Genomic DNA, 15,561 nt, shown 5'->3' with positions numbered 1-15,561 from the left:
CGATGAGGAGGTCCGATGCGGGTCCGACGTCTGGGACTGTCACTGGCTCCGGTGCTCGCCGCCGGCCTGATCGCGACGCCGGCCGCGGCGTCCGCGCCGCCGCTCCGGTACGTGGCACTCGGAGACTCCTCGGCCGCGGGCCCGCTGATCCCCCGCGAGATCGACGCCACGTGCCTGCGCTCCGACCGGAACTGGCCGCACGTGCTGGCCGGGCTCCTGCGTGCCGCGCTCACCGACGTGACCTGCTCGGGGGCGAAGACGACCGACCTCGCCGGACGCCAGTTCGGCGAGGTCGCCCCGCAGTACGACGCACTGCGCCCCGACACCGACCTGGTCACGCTCGCGATCGGGGCCAACGACATCCTCCTGGGGTCGGCCTTCGTGACCTGCGCGAACCCCCAGCCCCCGCCCACCGGGCCGACCTGCCGGGAGCGCCACACCGTGGACGGCGTCGACCAGTACGCCGCCCGGATCGACGCCACCGCGCCGAAGGTGGCCGCGGCGCTGGAGGAGATCCACCGCCGGTCTCCCCGCGCCGACGTGGTCGTGGTCGGCTACCTGACGTACTGGCGCCGAGGCGGCTGTTACCCGGCCGACCCCTTCACGTCCGCCGACGCGGACTATCTGCAGGCCACGTTCGACCGCCTGATGGCGATGCTGGCCCGGCAGGCCGCCGCGCATGACGCGATCTACGTGGACATCCGCCGGCCCAGCGCCCGGCACGGCCTGTGCGAGCCGCCCGCGCGGCGCTGGCTGGAAGGCGCGGTGCCGGCCTCTCCCGCGTACCCGTACCATCCCAACGCCGCCGGCATGGCGAGGGCGGCCGGGATCATCGCGGAGGCGGTGCGGGACCGCGGGAGCCACGGTCCGCGAACGCCCGTCAGGCGGTGAGCACCCGGCCTCGCGTTCTGTGGGACCTTGAGGCGATGCCGGGCCGGGGCCCGGCGCGGCGTCACCCGAGCTCGCGGCGCATGGACGCGAGCACGGCCTTCTTCGCCCAGGCCGCGTCGTGGCCGGGTATGCCGAGCAGGACCTCGTTGCTCAGGCCGTCCATCAGGCGGCAGTGCCTGACCGCGAAGTCCTCGGCGGCCTCCGCGCCGAGGTCCGACAGCCGCCGCACGATGGCGGCCAGCTCGGCCGCCCAGGAGCGGAAGAAGCCGTCGAGCCTGAGCAGCGTCTCCTCGTCCTCGGGCGGCCGGGCGATGACCTGGGCCCACAACCGCCAGCGCACGTCGTGCGGTCCTTTCGGCAGGTAGAGCTCGACCAGGCGGTCCAGTGCCGCGTGCGCGTCCAGGTGGGCCAGCTCGGCCCGGCGGCGCTCGTCGAGGTCGGCCTCGCTCATGAGCAGGGTGGAGACGAGGATGCGGTCGCGGCTGCCGAAGTAGTAGAGAACGTGGCCGGTGCTCATCCCGGCCCGGTCGGCGATGTCCCTGATCCGCAGGCGGGCGAAGCCGACCTCCTCGATCGCCAGCAGGGCGGCCTTGAGCACGTGCGCCCGCATGTCGGGCCGGTCAAGGGCGATCTTCGACTCCCGCGCCATGCGGACCACCGTAGTGCCTTTCGCCTGATTCGTGGTCAAATCTAGATCTGCGCTCAAACTTTGAGTACGGTTCTAACTCTGTCGGGCCCCGACGTTTCGAAGCGCACGCGGCGCCGTGCCGCCCCCTTGAGCTGATCCGGAGGAAGACGTGAGACTGACGCCGACGGAGCGGGATCGGCTGCTGTTGTTCACAGCGGCCGAGCTGGCCCGTTCGCGGCGGGCCAGGGGCCTGCGGCTCAACGTCCCCGAGGCGACCGCGCTGATCTCGGACGCCGTCTGCGAGGCGGCCCGCGAGGGCGCCCGGCTGGCCGAGGCGATCGAGGCGGGCCGTGCCGTACTGGGCCCGGACGACGTGCTGCCCGGCGTGTCGGACATCGTGACCGAGATCCACGTCGAGGCCGTCTTCGACGACGGCACCCGGCTCGCCGTGGTCACCGACCCGTTCGGCGGCGGCTCCCTGGGCCCCGAGGCCCCCGGCGCGGTCATCGCGGCCGACCGGCCCGAGCCGGCGCCCGAGACGGCCGAGATCGAGGTGGTCAACACCGCCTCCGTGCCGATCAGCGTGACCTCGCACTTCCACTTCTTCGAGGTCAACCCGCGGCTGAGCTTCGACCGCGCCGCCGCCTACGGCCGCCGCCTGGCCGTGCCCGCGGGCTCCACCGTCCGCTTCGATCCCGGCGCCGCGCGTACGGTGCGGCTGGCCGAGATCGGTGGCGCGCGTGTGGTCGTCGGCTTCGCCGGGCTGGTGGACGGGCCGCTGGACGCGCCCGGCGCGTTCGAGGCCGCGATGCACCGGGCGCGTGCCTGCGGATATCTGGGGGCGTGATGAGTCTGTACGGCTACCGCGAGGGCGACCGGGTGCGGCTCGGCGACTCGGGCCTGGTGGTGGAGGTCGAGCACGACTCGCAGAAGCGGGGAGAGGAGTTCCTGGCCGGGTTCGGCAAGACCGCCAGGGACGGACTGCACCTGAAGGCCGCCTCCGTACGGGAGACCTGCGACCTGGTGATCAGCAACGTGCTGATCCTGGACCCGGTCCTCGGCGTGCGCAGCGCCTCGATCGGCGTGCGCGAGGGACGGATCCATGCGATCGGCCGCGCCGGCAACCCCGACACGCTGGACGGCGTCGAGGTGGTGGTGGGCACCGGCACCACGATCGTGTCCGGCGAGGGCCTGATCGCCACCGCCGGGGCGATCGACACGCACGTGCACCTGCTGTCGCCCCGGATCATGGAGGCGTCGCTGGCCTCCGGGGTGACCACGATCATCGGCCAGGAGTTCGGCCCCGTCTGGGGGGTCGGGGTGAACTCGCCGTGGGCGCTGCGCCACGCGTTCAACGCCTTCGACGCCTGGCCGGTCAACATCGGCTTCCTGGCCCGCGGCTCCTCCTCCCACCCGGCACCGCTGGTCGAGGCGCTGGTCGAGGGCGGCGCCTCGGGCTTCAAGGTGCACGAGGACATGGGGGCCCACACCCGTGCCCTGGACACCGCCCTGACCGTCGCCGAGGAGCACGACGTGCAGGTGGCCCTGCACACCGACGGCCTCAACGAGTGCCTGTCGGTGGAGGACACCCTCGCCGTGCTGTCCGGCAGGACGATCCACGCCTTCCACATCGAAGGCTGCGGCGGGGGCCACGTGCCCAACGTGCTCAAGCTGGCCGGGGTGCCGAACGTGATCGGCTCGTCCACCAACCCGACCCTGCCGTTCGGCCGGGACGCCGTCGCGGAGCACCACGGAATGATCGTCTCGGTGCACGGGCTCAAACCCGGCCTGCCCGGCGACGCCGCGCTGGCCCGAGACCGGATCAGAGCGGGAACCATGGGCGCCGAGGACGTCCTGCACGACCTGGGCGTCATCGGCATCACCTCCTCCGACGCCCAGGGCATGGGCCGGGCCGGCGAGACCGTCAGACGCACCTTCGCCATGGCGGGGAAGATGAAAGCCGAGCGGGGCGCCGCCGGGCGGCACGACAACGAACGCGTCCTGCGCTACCTGGCCAAGCTCACCGTCAACCCGGCCATCGCGCACGGCCTGTCCCACGAGGTCGGCTCGCTGGAGGTGGGCAAGCTGGCCGACATCGTCCTGTGGTGGCCGGCCTATTTCGGCGCCAAGCCGCAACTCGTGCTGAAGGCCGGCTTCCCCGCCTACGGCGTCACCGGCGACCCGAACGCCTCGACCGACACCTGTGAGCCGCTCGTGCTCGGCCCGCAGTTCGGCGCGCACGGCGCGACCGCCGCCGACCTGTCGGTCGCCTTCGTGGCGCAGGCCGCCGCGTCAGGCGACCGCCTGCCCACGCGCAGGCGCCGGGTCGGCGTGCGCGGCACCCGCGGCATCGGCCCCGCCTCCATGGTGCGCAACACCCGGCTCGGCCATGTGGACGTCGATCGGCACGGCCGCGTCTCGCTCGACGGCGAACCGGTCGAGTCGGGGCCGTCCGACTCCGTCTCGCTCAACCGCCTCTACTTCCTCTGAGGAGCGATCGTCGTGTTCATGCCGCCGGAGTGGCACCCGCACAGCCGTACCTGGATGTCGTGGCCCGTCGGCTATGCCCTCCAGCGGGCGGAGGCGTCGTACCGGGCGTGGTCGTCGGTCGCCAACACGATCGTGCGGTACGAGCCCGTCACCATGCTGGTCGATCCCGGCGAGCGGGAGTCGGCGGCCACCTGGCTCGACCCGCGCGTCGAGGTGGTCGAGCAGCCGCTCGACGACTGCTGGATGCGCGACAACGGCCCCACCTTCGTGTTCGACGACGGGCGGCTCATGGGGATCGACTGGACCTTCAACGGCTGGGGCTGGGCCCCGCACGAGAAGGACGACCTGGTCGCCTCGTTCGTCCTGGACCGGGTGGGCGCTCCAGGCCACCGCACCGCGCTGGTCGGAGAGGGCGGCGGCGTCCACGTGGACGGCGAGGGCACCGTCATCGTCACCGAGACCGTCCAGCTCGACCCCCGCCGCAACCCCGGCTGGACGAAGGCCGAGGTGGAGGCGGAGCTGCGCCTGCTGCTCGGCGTGCGCAAGGTGATCTGGCTGCCCCGCGGCCTGACCGCCGACTACGGGGGCTACGGCACGAACGGGCACGTCGACCTGCTGGCCTCGTTCGTACGGCCGGGCCTGGTGCTGTGCCACGTACAGCCCGACCCGCTGCATCCCGACCACGAGGTGACCCGGGAGAACCTGGCGATACTGCGCGCCGCCACCGATGCCAGGGGACGCCCGCTGGAGGTGATCGAGCTGCCCGCCCCGACCGTAGGGGAGGTGGACGGCGAACCGGTCGACTACTCCTACATCAACCACTACCTCGCCAACGGGCTGGCGCTGCTCTGCGCCTTCGACGACCCCCGAGACGCGGAGACGGCCGAGCTCTTCGCCAAGCTCTTCCCCGGCCGCACGATCGAGTCGATCGACGCCCGCGACATCTTCGCACTCGGCGGTGGCATCCACTGCATCACCCAGCAACAACCGCGCCCTGCCGGGACGTACGGCGGATGACCGGCGGCCCGCCGGAATACTGGCGGCATGATCAGTCACTTGTCGCTGGCGCGCCGGGTGCGGCCCTGCGAACGGCTCGGGCGCCACATGTCACGTTCCGAGGTCCGCTTCCTGGACTTCGTGGTGGACGGCAGACCGCTGCTGGACACGCTCACCGAACACGCTGCCGGATACATGGACATGGTGTCGGTCCTCTGGCTGGCCCCGGCCTTCGACGGGGACGACGACGCGCGCGGTCTTCTGATGGGACAGGGGGAGTCCCCCCTGCCTGACGGCAGGACGCCGCTGTACGTGTGCCCCGAGTGCGGCGATCTGGGCTGCGGGGCGGTGACCGCGGCCGTGGAGTTCTCCCCCGGGCAGGTGGTATGGCGGGATCTGGGCCGGCAGACGGACTACTGCGACCAGGTCGATCACGACGCCTTCTCCGGCATCGGCCCGTTCGTGTTCGAGCGGGCCCCGTACGAGGACGTGCTCGCGACGGTGCCCGGACTGCGTGCCCGGGAGCGGCACACGGCTCCGGGGCAGGGCGAACGCCGACGGAGGCGGCTGTGGCGTCGCTGACGTGCCGGTACGTCCCCATCCGCAGGCAGGTCTTACAGGAACGATGGTGGTCAGGAGAGACGATGCCGGGAATATGGGCCCCGTTATCAAGTAACCACTTTGCGTAATAACGGGAGTTCGTGTGAAGGTCTCCTGCGTCGGGGGCGGGCCCGCCGGCCTGTACTTCTCGATCCTGATGAAGCGGCAGGACCCGGCCCATGACATCACCGTCTACGAGCGGAATCCCGCGGGGTCCACGTACGGCTGGGGGGTGACCTACTGGGGCGGCCTGCTCGACAAGCTGCGCGGCGGCGACCCCGAGTCCGCCCTCGCCATCGCCGCCGAGTCGGTGCGATGGAGTGACGGCGTCGCGCACGTCGGCGACCGCACCACGGTGCACCACGGCGACCAGGGCTTCGGCATCGGACGGCGCCGTCTGCTCGAAATCCTCGCCGAGCGGGCCGTCTCCCTCGGGGTGCGCCTTGAGTTCGAGCACGAGATCGCCGGTGACGGCCCGTTGCCCGACGCCGACCTCGTCGTCGCCGGCGACGGCGTCAACAGCGCGCTGCGCGAGCGCCACGCCGGACACTTCGGCACCAAGATCACGGTCGGGCGGAACGTCTACATCTGGCTCGGCACCGCCAAGGTCTTCGACTGCTTCACCTTCGCCTTCGTGGAGACGCCGCACGGCTGGATCTGGTGTTACGGCTACGGCTTCAGCGACGGCCACAGCACCTGTGTCGTCGAGTGTTCGCCGGCGACCTGGAGGGGTCTCGGACTGCACCAGGCGAGCGAGGCCGAGGGCCTGGCCCTGCTGGAGCGGCTCTTCGCCAGGGTGCTCGAGGGGCACAGCCTGATCGGCCGGTCGCGGACCGACGGCAGCGCGCGGTGGCTGCACTTCCGTACCGTGACCAACCGGACGTGGCACCGCGGCAACCTGGTCCTGATCGGCGACGCCGCGCACACCACGCACTATTCCATCGGGGCCGGCACCACGCTCGCCCTGGAGGACGCCATCGCCTTGGCCGGCGCGCTGCGCGGGTGCGGCGGGGAGCTGCGGCCCGCCCTCGCCCGCTACGAACGGGAACGAACGACCGCTCTGCTCGCGGTCCAGAGCGCGGCCCGCTACAGCGCCCAGTGGTACGAGAACCTGCCGCGTTATATCCGCCTGGCGCCCCCTCAGATGTTCGCGTTGCTCGGCCAGCGGCATTCCCCGCTGCTTCCGCACGTTCCGCCGCGGCTGTACTACCGGGTCAACCGGGCGGCCGAGCAGTTCGAGTCGCTGCGCAGGTTCAAGCGCTGGCTGGGCCCGAAGGTCGCGCGGACGCTGCAGGCCCGCTCACGGGAGGCCGGCCCTCGCGCGGCTAGCGGGTCCCCGCAGGCGCGGGCACCGGTCCGAGCACGATGACCTCTACGTCGTTGCCGCGGATTCCGGCATTCACCCAGTCGAATGGGTCAAATTGGACATAGAGCCGAAATTCAGCGGCAATCACATGTCCTTGACGATCCCCGTCATAACAGCGCGGTTTCAACCCGGTAGGCCCCGGAAAGAACGACTACGCACAGTGATGAATCACTACTTATAGTTATCAAGGAGGCTTGCCGTGATCAAGTCAATCATCCTGATTCCGGCATTCGTCGCAGCAACGGCCGCCTTCGCCGGCACGGCCGGCGCGACCGCGAGCGACACGGCGCCCCACCGGTTCGTCGAGATGACCGGAGAGCAGGAGGTTCCCGGTCCGGGCGACCCGGACGGCGTGGGAGTCTTCGCCTGGAAGGTGAGGGGAGCGTCGCTCTGCTACGTCATCACCGCCCACAACATCGCCCCCGCGACCGCCGCGCACATCCACGAGGGCAGGGAAGGGGAGGCGGGTCCGATCGTGGTGACCCTGAGGGCGCCCAGCGAGGGCTTCGCGAGCGGCTGCATCCGCGCCGAGAAGCGCCAGACGCCGGAAAATGCCGAGACCACGCTGACCTTCGGGGAATTGAAGGCCATTGCCCACAATCCGCGTCAGTTCTACGCCAACGTCCACAACGAGGAGTTCCCTGACGGCGCAATCCGCGGCCAGCTCGCCTGACGCCGGGAAAGGATGACCCGAAGGAGAGGCAGTGAGCCGGTGACCGTCCACGACGGTCACCGGCTCTCGCGTTTCACCCTTTATGGCCGACCTGCTGAAAGGTCTCGGATCGCCGGTAACGGCGCTGTCTTTCTCGTCCATGGAGGCGGCCTTTGACGCGCGAGGAGCCGTCGTGGCGGTCACGGCCGGCGGGCCCGTACCCGCCGGCCTGCCCGAACCCGCGCTCGGCCGCCTCCGCTTGCATATGCGAGCAATCGCTCATATATTCGTCTCGCCACTTCGGTCACACCAGCCACGTCCGTACCGCCTGGGAGATTCATGTGCTGAATCGCAGAAGCCTGTTGAAGGGGGCGCTCGCGGCGCCGATCGGCCTGGTGGCGACGGCGCGGCCCGCCTCCGCCGTGCCCACCGTGGCGGCCAGGGGCCAGGCGCCCACGGCGCTCGCGGGCTTCGACAGGCTGATGAAGGACTTCATGCTCAAACGTGGCATCACGTGCGGGCAACTCGCGATCGCGCACAAAGGCAAGCTGGTCTTCGCGCGGGCGTACACGCTGTCCACGCCGGAGAAGTACGTGCCCGCAGTGACCCCGACCTCCCTGTTCCGGCTGGCGAGCGTGGGCAAGCACATCACGGCGACGGCCATCCTGCGGCTGGCGCAGGATGGCCGGCTCAACCTGGGCGACCCGGTCACCAAGTGGCTCGACCTGGAGCCGGTCGCGGGCAAGAGCGCCGACCCGCGGCTGGCGAAGGTGACGATGTGGCGGCTGCTTCAGCACACCGCGGGCTGGGACAGGGAGGTTTCGAGCGCGACGACGACGCACGAGACCGTCATCGCCAGGGCCCTCGGCAAGTCGCTGCCGCTCCGCCATGCCGACATCATGCGGTACGTCACGGGCTATCCGCTCGACTTCGACCCGGGCACCAGGATGGCCTACAGCAACTACGGCTACCTGCTGCTCGGCCGCGTCATCGAGAAGGTGACGGGCCGGAGCTACGAGTCGTACGTCCGGAGCGCACTGCTCACCCCGCTCAAGATCGCCCGCATGAGGGTGGGGTCCTCCCTCCCGGCCGCCGGCGAGGTGCGCTATGAGTCGGCCTACACCTCGACGACGGTGCTGGACGACTCGGGCGACATCGTGCCCACGCCGTACGGCGGCTTCAGCATGGCCAACCGCGACTCCTACGGAGGCTGGGCGGCCGCGGCGGTCGATGTCGTGCGCTTCGCCCGGATCTTCGACCTGCCCACCGCCACGGGCCTGCTGAACTCGACGTCCCTCAGCCGCGCCTTCGCCAAGCCGGAGATCGGCGTCAGCGGCGACGGCTGGTGGTACGGCGCCGGCTGGTACGTCCGGCGGGTCACCGGCGGGCTCAACACCTGGCACGTCGGCGAGATGGCGGGCACCTTCACGTATCTGTGCCGACGGTACGACGGCGTCACGTACGCCGCGCTGTTCAACCGCCGCCAGGAGGAGGGCACGCTGTCCTACGGGGACATCGACCCTCTGCTGTACCGGGCCGCCGACGCCGTCACCACCTGGCCCACCACCGACTACACCTCCCTGTACTTCTGACCGCCACCCGGCCGAGGGTTCACAGCGACGCGGTCTCCGATGCGGTCGCCCACGTGAACCCGTCCGGGTCGGTGAAGACCCCGGCGTCGCCGCCGATCGTGAGCCGGTGCGATCCGGAGCCGTCGGGAGAGACACCGGCGACCTTGGCCAGGGCGCGGCGCTTGTACAGCGCCAGCTTGACGGGACCAGGGCCGGTGGCGAACTCGACGTACTTGCCGCCGAAGCTCCTCGCCACGGTGAGGCCGCGATCGACGTAGAACCGCTTGCTCTCGGCCACGCTCGCGACTCCCAGCAGGAGCACGAACTCGTCGAACTGACGGCCGGCCGGGCCGGTGTCCTTCTTCGACGACGACGCGACCTGCCAGATCGTCCCGTCCGGGGCCTGGATGACGCCCCCGTAGCCCCAGAGCGACTTGGCGGCGGGCTTCAGCGTCGTGGCGCCGGCGTCCACGGCGGCGTCGATGAGGGCGTTGACATTGGCCGGCTGGGACACCACGAGCGACAGCGTGAACCCGCGGAAGCCGGTCGCCGGCGCCTCCGAGGCCCGCAGGCGTATCTGACCGCACGGGCCGAAGGCGGTGGAGTAGAAACGGTCGGCGGCCGCGGGGTCGGCCACCTCAAGGGTCACGAATTCGATGGAGGTCATGACGATGACGCTAGTTGCGGCTCCCGGACCCGCGCTTCTCGATTCCTGACCAGAACCGATGCCCCCGCTACGAGCGGCAGACCGAGTGCGCCCGGCCCGCCCCGCCGAAGAGCCGGGCGGCCAGGGGCACGCCCTCCTCGGTGCCGTACAGCTCGTCGAGGCGGTCCAGGTAGCGGGAGGCGGGGCCGAGCCGGTCGGGTCAGTGCTCGACGAGGGGCGCCGCGCCGCATCTGCTCGAAGCCGAACGCGAGCGCCACGTCGGTCTCGCCGCCGGCGACGGCCTGGCGGGCCGGCCGCAGCGCCGATGAGCCGCTGTCGCAGTTGTTGTTCACGTTGACGACAGGGACCCCGGTCATGCCGACCCCGTAGAGCGCCGCCTGGCCGCAGGCCGAGTCGCCGTAGACGTACGAGGCGAAGGCGGGCCCGACGTCGTCGAGCGCAAGCCCGGCGTCCGCCGGCGCGGACCGGATCGCGTCGCGGGCCAGGTCCTCGTAGCGCCTGCCGGCGGCGTGGCGAACGGAGCCATCCCGACGCCGGCGACACGCACGTCCGCGTTCACTGGAACCTCCCGGGAGATGAACAGTCAACTGTGACTTACAGTAGGACACTGCTAAGCCGGGAAGCAATGACTGGTTTGGTGAGCAGTAGCGGTCTATCTTGACTGTAATCAGCCGACCGTGTCGCAACCGTTGGAGGTCGCACCGTGCCGATTCCCCCCTCCGTCATCGGGACCTCGGGGCCCCCGGTGACCATGACCGTCGAGCGTGGCAGGCTCCGGTTGTTCGCCAAGGCCACCGGCCAGACCGATCCCGTGTACGTCGATCTGGACGCCGCCCGCGCGGGCGGCCACCCCGATCTGCCCGTCCCGCCGACGTTCCTGTACGGCATCGACCTGGAGGTTCCCGACCCGTTCGAGTGGATCACCTCGCTGGGCGTGGACCTGAACACCGTGCTGCACGCGACCCAGACCTTCACCTACCACCGGCAGGCGTACGCCGGCGACGAGCTGACCGCCCACAGCACGATCGCCGACGTCTACACCAAGAAGGGCGGCGCGCTGGAGTTCGTCGAGCGGCGCACCCGGATCACCCGGGGAGAGACCCCGATCGCCGACCTCGCCCAGACCGTGGTGATCCGCGTGACCGGCGGCGAGGAGCGGGGAGGCGAGGCATGACCGTCACCTGGGAGGCGCGCGGCGCGCGGGTGGGCGACAAGCTGCCCCCGCTGGCCCTCGGCCCCATCACCCGGACCACCCTCGCGCTGTTCGCGGGCGGATCCGGCGACCACAACCCGATCCACCTCGACCTGGACGTCGCCCGCCGGGCCGGCCTGGACGACGTGTTCGCGCACGGCATGCTCAGCATGGCCTACCTGGGCCGCCTGCTCACCGACCACGCGCCGCAGGCCGCGCTGCGCGAGTTCGGCACGCGCTTCGTGGCGATCACCCCGGTGAACGCGGAGCCGACCTGCCACGGGGAGGTCACCCGGGTCGAGGACGGCCTCGTCACCGTGGACCTGCGGGTCGAGCTCGCCGACGGCACCGTCACGCTCACCGGCCAGGCCGTCTTCTCCATGGAAGGAGCGAAGTCATGACCGTTCTGCAGGGCAAGACCGCGCTGGTCACGGGCGCCGGCCGCGGCATCGGGCAGCAGATCGCGCTCAAGCTCGCCCGTTCCGGCGCGAGCGTCGTGGTCAACGACCTCGACCCCGCGCCGGCCGCCGAGACGGTCGAGAAGATCACCGCATCGGGCGGCAGCGCGGTCGCGGTCGCCGGCAGCGTGCTCGACGACGACTTCCCCGGGCGGTTCGTCGCCGCCGCCGTGGACACCTTCGGCGGCATCGACATCGTCGTGAACAACGCCGGGTTCACCTGGGACAACGTCATCCAGAAGATGACCGACGAGCAGTGGGACGCCATCCTCGGAGTGCACCTGAAGGCGCCGTTCCGCATCCTGCGCGCCGTCCAGCCGGTCATCAAGGCCGCCGTCGCGGCCGAGCGGGCCGAGGGGAGGACGGTCTGCCGGAAGGTGGTCAACATCAGCTCCCTGGCCGGTGTCTTCGGCAACGCCGGGCAGGCCAACTACAGCGCCGCCAAGGCCGGCCTGGAAGGGCTGACCCGGACCCTGTCCAAGGAGTGGGGCCGGCTGAACACCACCGTCAACGCCGTCGCCTTCGGCCTCATCAGCACCCGGCTCACCCAGCCCGTCGTGAGCGGCGCGACCATCGACGTGGAGGGCCGGGACATCAGGGTCGGTGTCAATCCCCACCTGCTGGAGCGGATGGAGACCATGATCCCGCTCGGCCGCGCGGGCACGCCCGAGGAGGCGGCGGGCGCGGTCTACCTGCTGTGCCTGCCGGAGTCCGACTACATCAGCGGGCAGACGCTCCACTGCGCCGGAGGGTTCGTCGGCTGATGGGGACCAACCGGCGCGCGCAGGTCGAGATGAGCGCGGACGAGGTCAGGCAGTTCGTCGCCGCGTCCAGGACCGCGAGCCTGGCCACGCTGGGCCCGGCCGGTCACCCGCACCTCGTCGCCATGTGGTACGCGATCGTCGGCGGGCGGGTGTGGTTCGAGACCAAGGCCAAGTCGCAGAAGGCCGTCAACCTCCGCCGCGAGCCCCGGGCGAGCGTCCTGATCGAGGACGGGCTCACCTACGACACGCTGCGCGGCGTGTCCCTGGAAGGCCGCGCCGTCCTCGTCGAGGACCGCACCGCGCTGTGGGCGGTCGGGGTCAGCATGTGGGAGCGCTACTTCGGCCCGTACACCGAGGAGGCGCGCCCCGAGGTCGAGGCGATGATCGGCAACCGGGTCGCGGTGCGCTTCGACGTCCAGCGGATCAGATCCTGGGACCACCGCAAGCTCGGGCTGCCGCCGGCGTCGCCGGGCGGATCGACCGCCCAGGCCGGTCCCGTACGATTGAACAGTCAAGGAGGACTGTAGCAATCGGCGCGAGGAGGCAGTCGGTGGTCGCGCAACCCGCGCGGAGTGGCCGCCCGTCCGGCGATCGAGCGGCGACCATGCGACGGCGCCTGCTCGACGCGACGGTCGCGGTGCTGGACGAGAAGGGCTACAGCGGGACGACCACGCTGGAGGTGCAGCGCCGCGCGGGCGTCTCGCGCGGCGCGCTCCTGCACCACTTCGCGTCCCGCACCGAGCTCATGCTCGCCGCCGTCGATCACCTGGCGCAACTCCGCCTGGACGAGATCCTGCGGCTGGTGCGGACCCAGGCTCCGGCCACCGGCCGGATCGAGTGGGCCGTGCGCGTGCTGTGGGCGCAGCACGAGGGGCCGCTGTTCGGGGCCTCCGTCGCCATGTGGCTGGCGGCGCGCGCCGACAAGGAGCTGCTCGACGCGCTGCTGCCGCAGGAACGCGTCATCGGTCACTCGATCCGGGGCGTCGCGGCGGAGCTGTTCGGCCCGGAGGTGAGCGGGGCCGAGGGCTTCGCCGACGCGCTGGACATCGTGCTGGACGCGATGCGCGGCGCCGCGGCCCGCGGGGTCCTGCGGACGCCCGGCTCGGACGAGCGGCTGCTGGGGCTGTGGGCCCGCCTCATCGCCGATCGGGTCGGCCAGTGACAGTCAACTCTGACTGAAACCTGCTACGCTCGAGCCACGAGCCGATCGAGCGTGGACGGCCTGCGGGTCGAGCGCCGCGACGCCGGGATGTGGGTGGTCCTCGACCGCCCGCATCGCCGCAACGCGCTGACGCTCGATCTCGCCGGCGCGTTGATCGACGCCCTCTCCGGCCCGCCGGACGACGTCAGGGCGGTGGTGCTCACCGGGACGGGGCCGGCGTTCTGCTCCGGCGGCGACCGCGCCGACCTCGTCGCGGTCGCCGCCCAGGGGCCGATCGCGGTCACGGACGTCGTGTACGCCCGCTTCCAGGGGCTCGTCAGGGTGATCGCGGCCGCGGAGGTGCCCGTGATCGCGGCCGTTAACGGCCCGGCCCTCGGCGCCGGATTCGACCTGTCCCTGGCCTGTGACCTGCGCGTCGCCGCCGCGGAGGCGACCTTCGACTGCTCGTGGGTCGTCAAGGTGGGGCTCGTGCCCGGGATGGGCGGCGCGCACATGCTCACCCGTACGGCCGGCGCGACCCGCGCCGCCGAGCTCGTCCTGCTCGGCCGGCCGATCGGCGCGCGGGAGGCGCTGGAATGGGGGCTCGTCCACGCCGTCGTCCCGGCGGACGATCTCATCGGGCACGTCTCCGGCATGGTCGCCGCGCTGGCCGGGCGGCCACGGCCGGCCCTCGCCCGCGCCAAGGCGGCGCTGCGCCGCGCCCGGGACGCCGGGATGGCCGAGGAGTTCGCGACGCTCGGCGCCGTGCGGAGCTCGCTGGCCGCCGGGCTGGACCTGGAGCGATGGGCCACGGTCAGACATGACTGAATCGGCCGCGTTTCGGGCTTGCCGCGGCGAGGGGGCGGTTCAGAGGGGCAGGGCCGCGGGAAAGGCGACCCCCGTCAGTTCTTCGGACACCCGCCACAGGCGGCGTGCCGCCTCCGTGTCCTGAGCCTTCGCCGAGCGGCCCACCGGTTTCGGCGCGCCACGGCCTTCCGTGAATCCGCCCGGGCCGACGTAGCCGTTGCCCGGGACGTCCGCCACGGCCGCGTACAGGGTGGGCAGCGCGCCGTCCTCGTCGCTCTTCGCGAGCAGGCCGGCGGCCGCCCCCAGCACGAGGTGAAGCGCGCCCCGCCGGCCGTCGGACCGCAGCAGGTTCGTCGCCGCCATGCCGGGATGCGCGGCGGTCGCGATCACCGGCGAGCCGGCCTCGGTGAGCCGTCGCTGAAGCTCGCAGGTGAACAGCAGGTTGGCGAGTTTGGACTGCGCGTAGGCGGCCATCGCCCGGTACGGCTTGCGCTCCCAGTTGAGGTCGTCGAAGTCGATCGAGCCCACCCTGTGACCGCTGGACGAGACGGTGACGATCCGGCTCCGGATTCGCGGCAGGAGCAGGTTCGTGAGTGCGAAGTGCCCCAGATGGTTGGTTCCGAACTGCGACTCGAAGCCGTCGGCCGTGCGGGACAGGGGCGGGGAACAATGTTGTCAATGTAAACATCGATATCGTGTGATCGTGCCAGATGTGACCGACCGCCGGCCCTACCATCACGGACGGCTTCGCGCCGCACTGCTCGACGCGGCCGAACGCGGCCTGCGCGAGCACGGCTCCGACCAGCTCTCGCTGCGCGAGCTGGCCAGGGAGGTCGGTGTCAGCCATGCCGCGCCGCGCCGGCATTTCCCCGACCGCCAAGCGCTGCTGGACGCGCTCGCCGAAGCCGGATTCGTCCGGCTGGACGCCGCGCTGCGCGCGGCGCTCGCGGGCGCGGAGGAGAACTTCTGGTCGCGCATGCGGGCCACCATGACGGCCTACACCCGCTTCGCCACCGAGAACGCCGCGCTGCTTGAGCTGATGTACTCAAGCAAGCACCGGCCGGGCGCGACGCACATCGTCCAGGCGGCCGAAGCGCCGTTCAGGCTCATGGCCGACCTGATGAGGCAGGGGCAGGAGCGGGGTGCGCTTCAGGAGGGCGATCCCGAGCGGGTCGGGATGGTTCTGTTCGCCACCATGCACGGAATCGCCACGATCATCAACGGCAACATCGTCAAGCCCGAACTGCTCGAAGCACTCGTGGAGACCGCGGTCGAGCAGTTCATGCGTGGCGCCCGCCGGCAGTAGCGACGCCGTAGTCCGGCCTCGCCCCTGCCACC

General features: G+C 71.3%; 19 protein-coding genes. 15 read left to right on the top strand and 4 right to left on the bottom strand.

Features of this window, described 5'->3' with window-relative positions:
* Window positions 1–15: 15 nt before the first annotated feature.
* A complete protein-coding gene (locus HNP84_RS25530) occupies window positions 16–891 on the top strand; it encodes an SGNH/GDSL hydrolase family protein (protein ID WP_185052439.1) in 876 nt (291 codons plus the stop codon).
* A gap of 61 nt (window positions 892–952) precedes the next feature.
* On the opposite strand, the gene HNP84_RS25525 is transcribed toward HNP84_RS25530, so the two are convergent.
* Complete coding sequence (locus HNP84_RS25525; protein ID WP_185052438.1) at window positions 953–1,540, bottom strand: TetR/AcrR family transcriptional regulator; 588 nt, start codon at window positions 1,538–1,540, stop codon at window positions 953–955.
* A 148-nt stretch (window positions 1,541–1,688) separates the two neighbouring features.
* On the opposite strand from HNP84_RS25525, the gene ureA reads away from it, so the two are divergent.
* The 7 genes from ureA (at window position 1,689) to HNP84_RS25490 (ending at window position 9,215) form a co-directional block, all read left to right on the top strand.
* Window positions 1,689–2,366 (top strand): urease subunit gamma, encoded by a 678-nt coding sequence (gene ureA / locus HNP84_RS25520; RefSeq protein WP_185052437.1) that lies wholly within the window; start codon window positions 1,689–1,691, stop codon window positions 2,364–2,366.
* Entirely contained in the window at window positions 2,366–4,009 is a 1,644-nt protein-coding gene (locus tag HNP84_RS25515; RefSeq protein ID WP_185052436.1) for an urease subunit alpha, read from the top strand. The genes ureA and HNP84_RS25515 overlap by 1 nt, the downstream gene beginning before the upstream one ends.
* A gap of 18 nt (window positions 4,010–4,027) precedes the next feature.
* Window positions 4,028–5,026 carry an agmatine deiminase family protein gene (locus HNP84_RS25510; RefSeq protein ID WP_185052617.1) on the top strand — a complete coding sequence of 333 codons (999 nt, stop codon included), beginning with the start codon at window positions 4,028–4,030 and terminating at the stop codon, window positions 5,024–5,026.
* 27 nt (window positions 5,027–5,053) lie between these two features.
* Entirely contained in the window at window positions 5,054–5,587 is a 534-nt protein-coding gene (locus HNP84_RS25505) for a hypothetical protein (protein WP_185052435.1), read from the top strand.
* Window positions 5,588–5,708: 121 nt separating this feature from the next.
* The gene (locus tag HNP84_RS25500; RefSeq protein ID WP_185052434.1) at window positions 5,709–6,974 is read left to right on the top strand and encodes an FAD-dependent monooxygenase; all 1,266 of its coding nucleotides are present in this window, start codon (window positions 5,709–5,711) and stop codon (window positions 6,972–6,974) included.
* A gap of 196 nt (window positions 6,975–7,170) precedes the next feature.
* The gene (locus HNP84_RS25495) at window positions 7,171–7,644 is read left to right on the top strand and encodes a CHRD domain-containing protein (protein WP_185052433.1); all 474 of its coding nucleotides are present in this window, start codon (window positions 7,171–7,173) and stop codon (window positions 7,642–7,644) included.
* 320 nt (window positions 7,645–7,964) lie between these two features.
* Window positions 7,965–9,215: a serine hydrolase domain-containing protein gene (locus HNP84_RS25490; protein ID WP_312925689.1), complete on the top strand. Its 1,251-nt coding sequence runs from the start codon at window positions 7,965–7,967 to the stop codon at window positions 9,213–9,215.
* Window positions 9,216–9,234: 19 nt separating this feature from the next.
* Here the strand turns inward: HNP84_RS25490 and HNP84_RS25485 are convergent, their stop codons facing one another.
* Both HNP84_RS25485 and HNP84_RS56735 read right to left on the bottom strand, forming a co-directional pair.
* Complete coding sequence (locus tag HNP84_RS25485) at window positions 9,235–9,861, bottom strand: VOC family protein (RefSeq protein ID WP_185052432.1); 627 nt, start codon at window positions 9,859–9,861, stop codon at window positions 9,235–9,237.
* Window positions 9,858–10,469 carry a thiolase family protein gene (locus HNP84_RS56735; protein WP_376771954.1) on the bottom strand — a complete coding sequence of 204 codons (612 nt, stop codon included), beginning with the start codon at window positions 10,467–10,469 and terminating at the stop codon, window positions 9,858–9,860. Before HNP84_RS56735 ends, HNP84_RS25485 begins: the two co-directional genes overlap by 4 nt.
* 95 nt (window positions 10,470–10,564) lie before the next feature.
* Between HNP84_RS56735 and HNP84_RS25475 the strand changes: the two genes are divergently transcribed.
* The 6 genes from HNP84_RS25475 (at window position 10,565) to HNP84_RS25450 (ending at window position 14,244) form a co-directional block, all read left to right on the top strand.
* On the top strand, window positions 10,565–11,035 hold the full coding sequence (locus HNP84_RS25475) for a MaoC family dehydratase N-terminal domain-containing protein (RefSeq protein WP_185052431.1): 471 nt from the start codon (window positions 10,565–10,567) through the stop codon (window positions 11,033–11,035).
* Window positions 11,032–11,454: a MaoC/PaaZ C-terminal domain-containing protein gene (locus HNP84_RS25470; RefSeq protein WP_185052430.1), complete on the top strand. Its 423-nt coding sequence runs from the start codon at window positions 11,032–11,034 to the stop codon at window positions 11,452–11,454. The genes HNP84_RS25475 and HNP84_RS25470 overlap by 4 nt, the downstream gene beginning before the upstream one ends.
* Window positions 11,451–12,275 carry an SDR family NAD(P)-dependent oxidoreductase gene (locus tag HNP84_RS25465; RefSeq protein ID WP_185052429.1) on the top strand — a complete coding sequence of 275 codons (825 nt, stop codon included), beginning with the start codon at window positions 11,451–11,453 and terminating at the stop codon, window positions 12,273–12,275. The genes HNP84_RS25470 and HNP84_RS25465 overlap by 4 nt, the downstream gene beginning before the upstream one ends.
* Window positions 12,275–12,802, top strand: coding sequence for a pyridoxamine 5'-phosphate oxidase family protein (locus tag HNP84_RS25460; RefSeq protein WP_185052428.1), 528 nt, complete (start codon window positions 12,275–12,277; stop codon window positions 12,800–12,802). The genes HNP84_RS25465 and HNP84_RS25460 overlap by 1 nt, the downstream gene beginning before the upstream one ends.
* Window positions 12,803–12,879: 77 nt before the next feature.
* Window positions 12,880–13,437 carry a TetR/AcrR family transcriptional regulator gene (locus tag HNP84_RS25455; RefSeq protein WP_185052427.1) on the top strand — a complete coding sequence of 186 codons (558 nt, stop codon included), beginning with the start codon at window positions 12,880–12,882 and terminating at the stop codon, window positions 13,435–13,437.
* A gap of 51 nt (window positions 13,438–13,488) precedes the next feature.
* Window positions 13,489–14,244: an enoyl-CoA hydratase/isomerase family protein gene (locus tag HNP84_RS25450; protein WP_185052426.1), complete on the top strand. Its 756-nt coding sequence runs from the start codon at window positions 13,489–13,491 to the stop codon at window positions 14,242–14,244.
* A 39-nt stretch (window positions 14,245–14,283) separates the two neighbouring features.
* On the opposite strand, the gene HNP84_RS25445 is transcribed toward HNP84_RS25450, so the two are convergent.
* On the bottom strand, window positions 14,284–14,751 hold the full coding sequence (locus tag HNP84_RS25445; protein ID WP_221336726.1) for an SDR family NAD(P)-dependent oxidoreductase: 468 nt from the start codon (window positions 14,749–14,751) through the stop codon (window positions 14,284–14,286).
* Between the two features lie 175 nt (window positions 14,752–14,926).
* Between HNP84_RS25445 and HNP84_RS25440 the strand changes: the two genes are divergently transcribed.
* On the top strand, window positions 14,927–15,529 hold the full coding sequence (locus tag HNP84_RS25440; protein WP_185052425.1) for a TetR/AcrR family transcriptional regulator: 603 nt from the start codon (window positions 14,927–14,929) through the stop codon (window positions 15,527–15,529).
* Window positions 15,530–15,561: the final 32 nt, after the last annotated feature.

It is taken from the genome of Thermocatellispora tengchongensis, assembly GCF_014202315.1.
GTDB lineage: Bacteria > Actinomycetota > Actinomycetes > Streptosporangiales > Streptosporangiaceae > Thermocatellispora > Thermocatellispora tengchongensis.
Note: the sequence above shows the minus strand (reverse complement) of the source record. Positions and strands in the feature narration are given on the sequence as shown.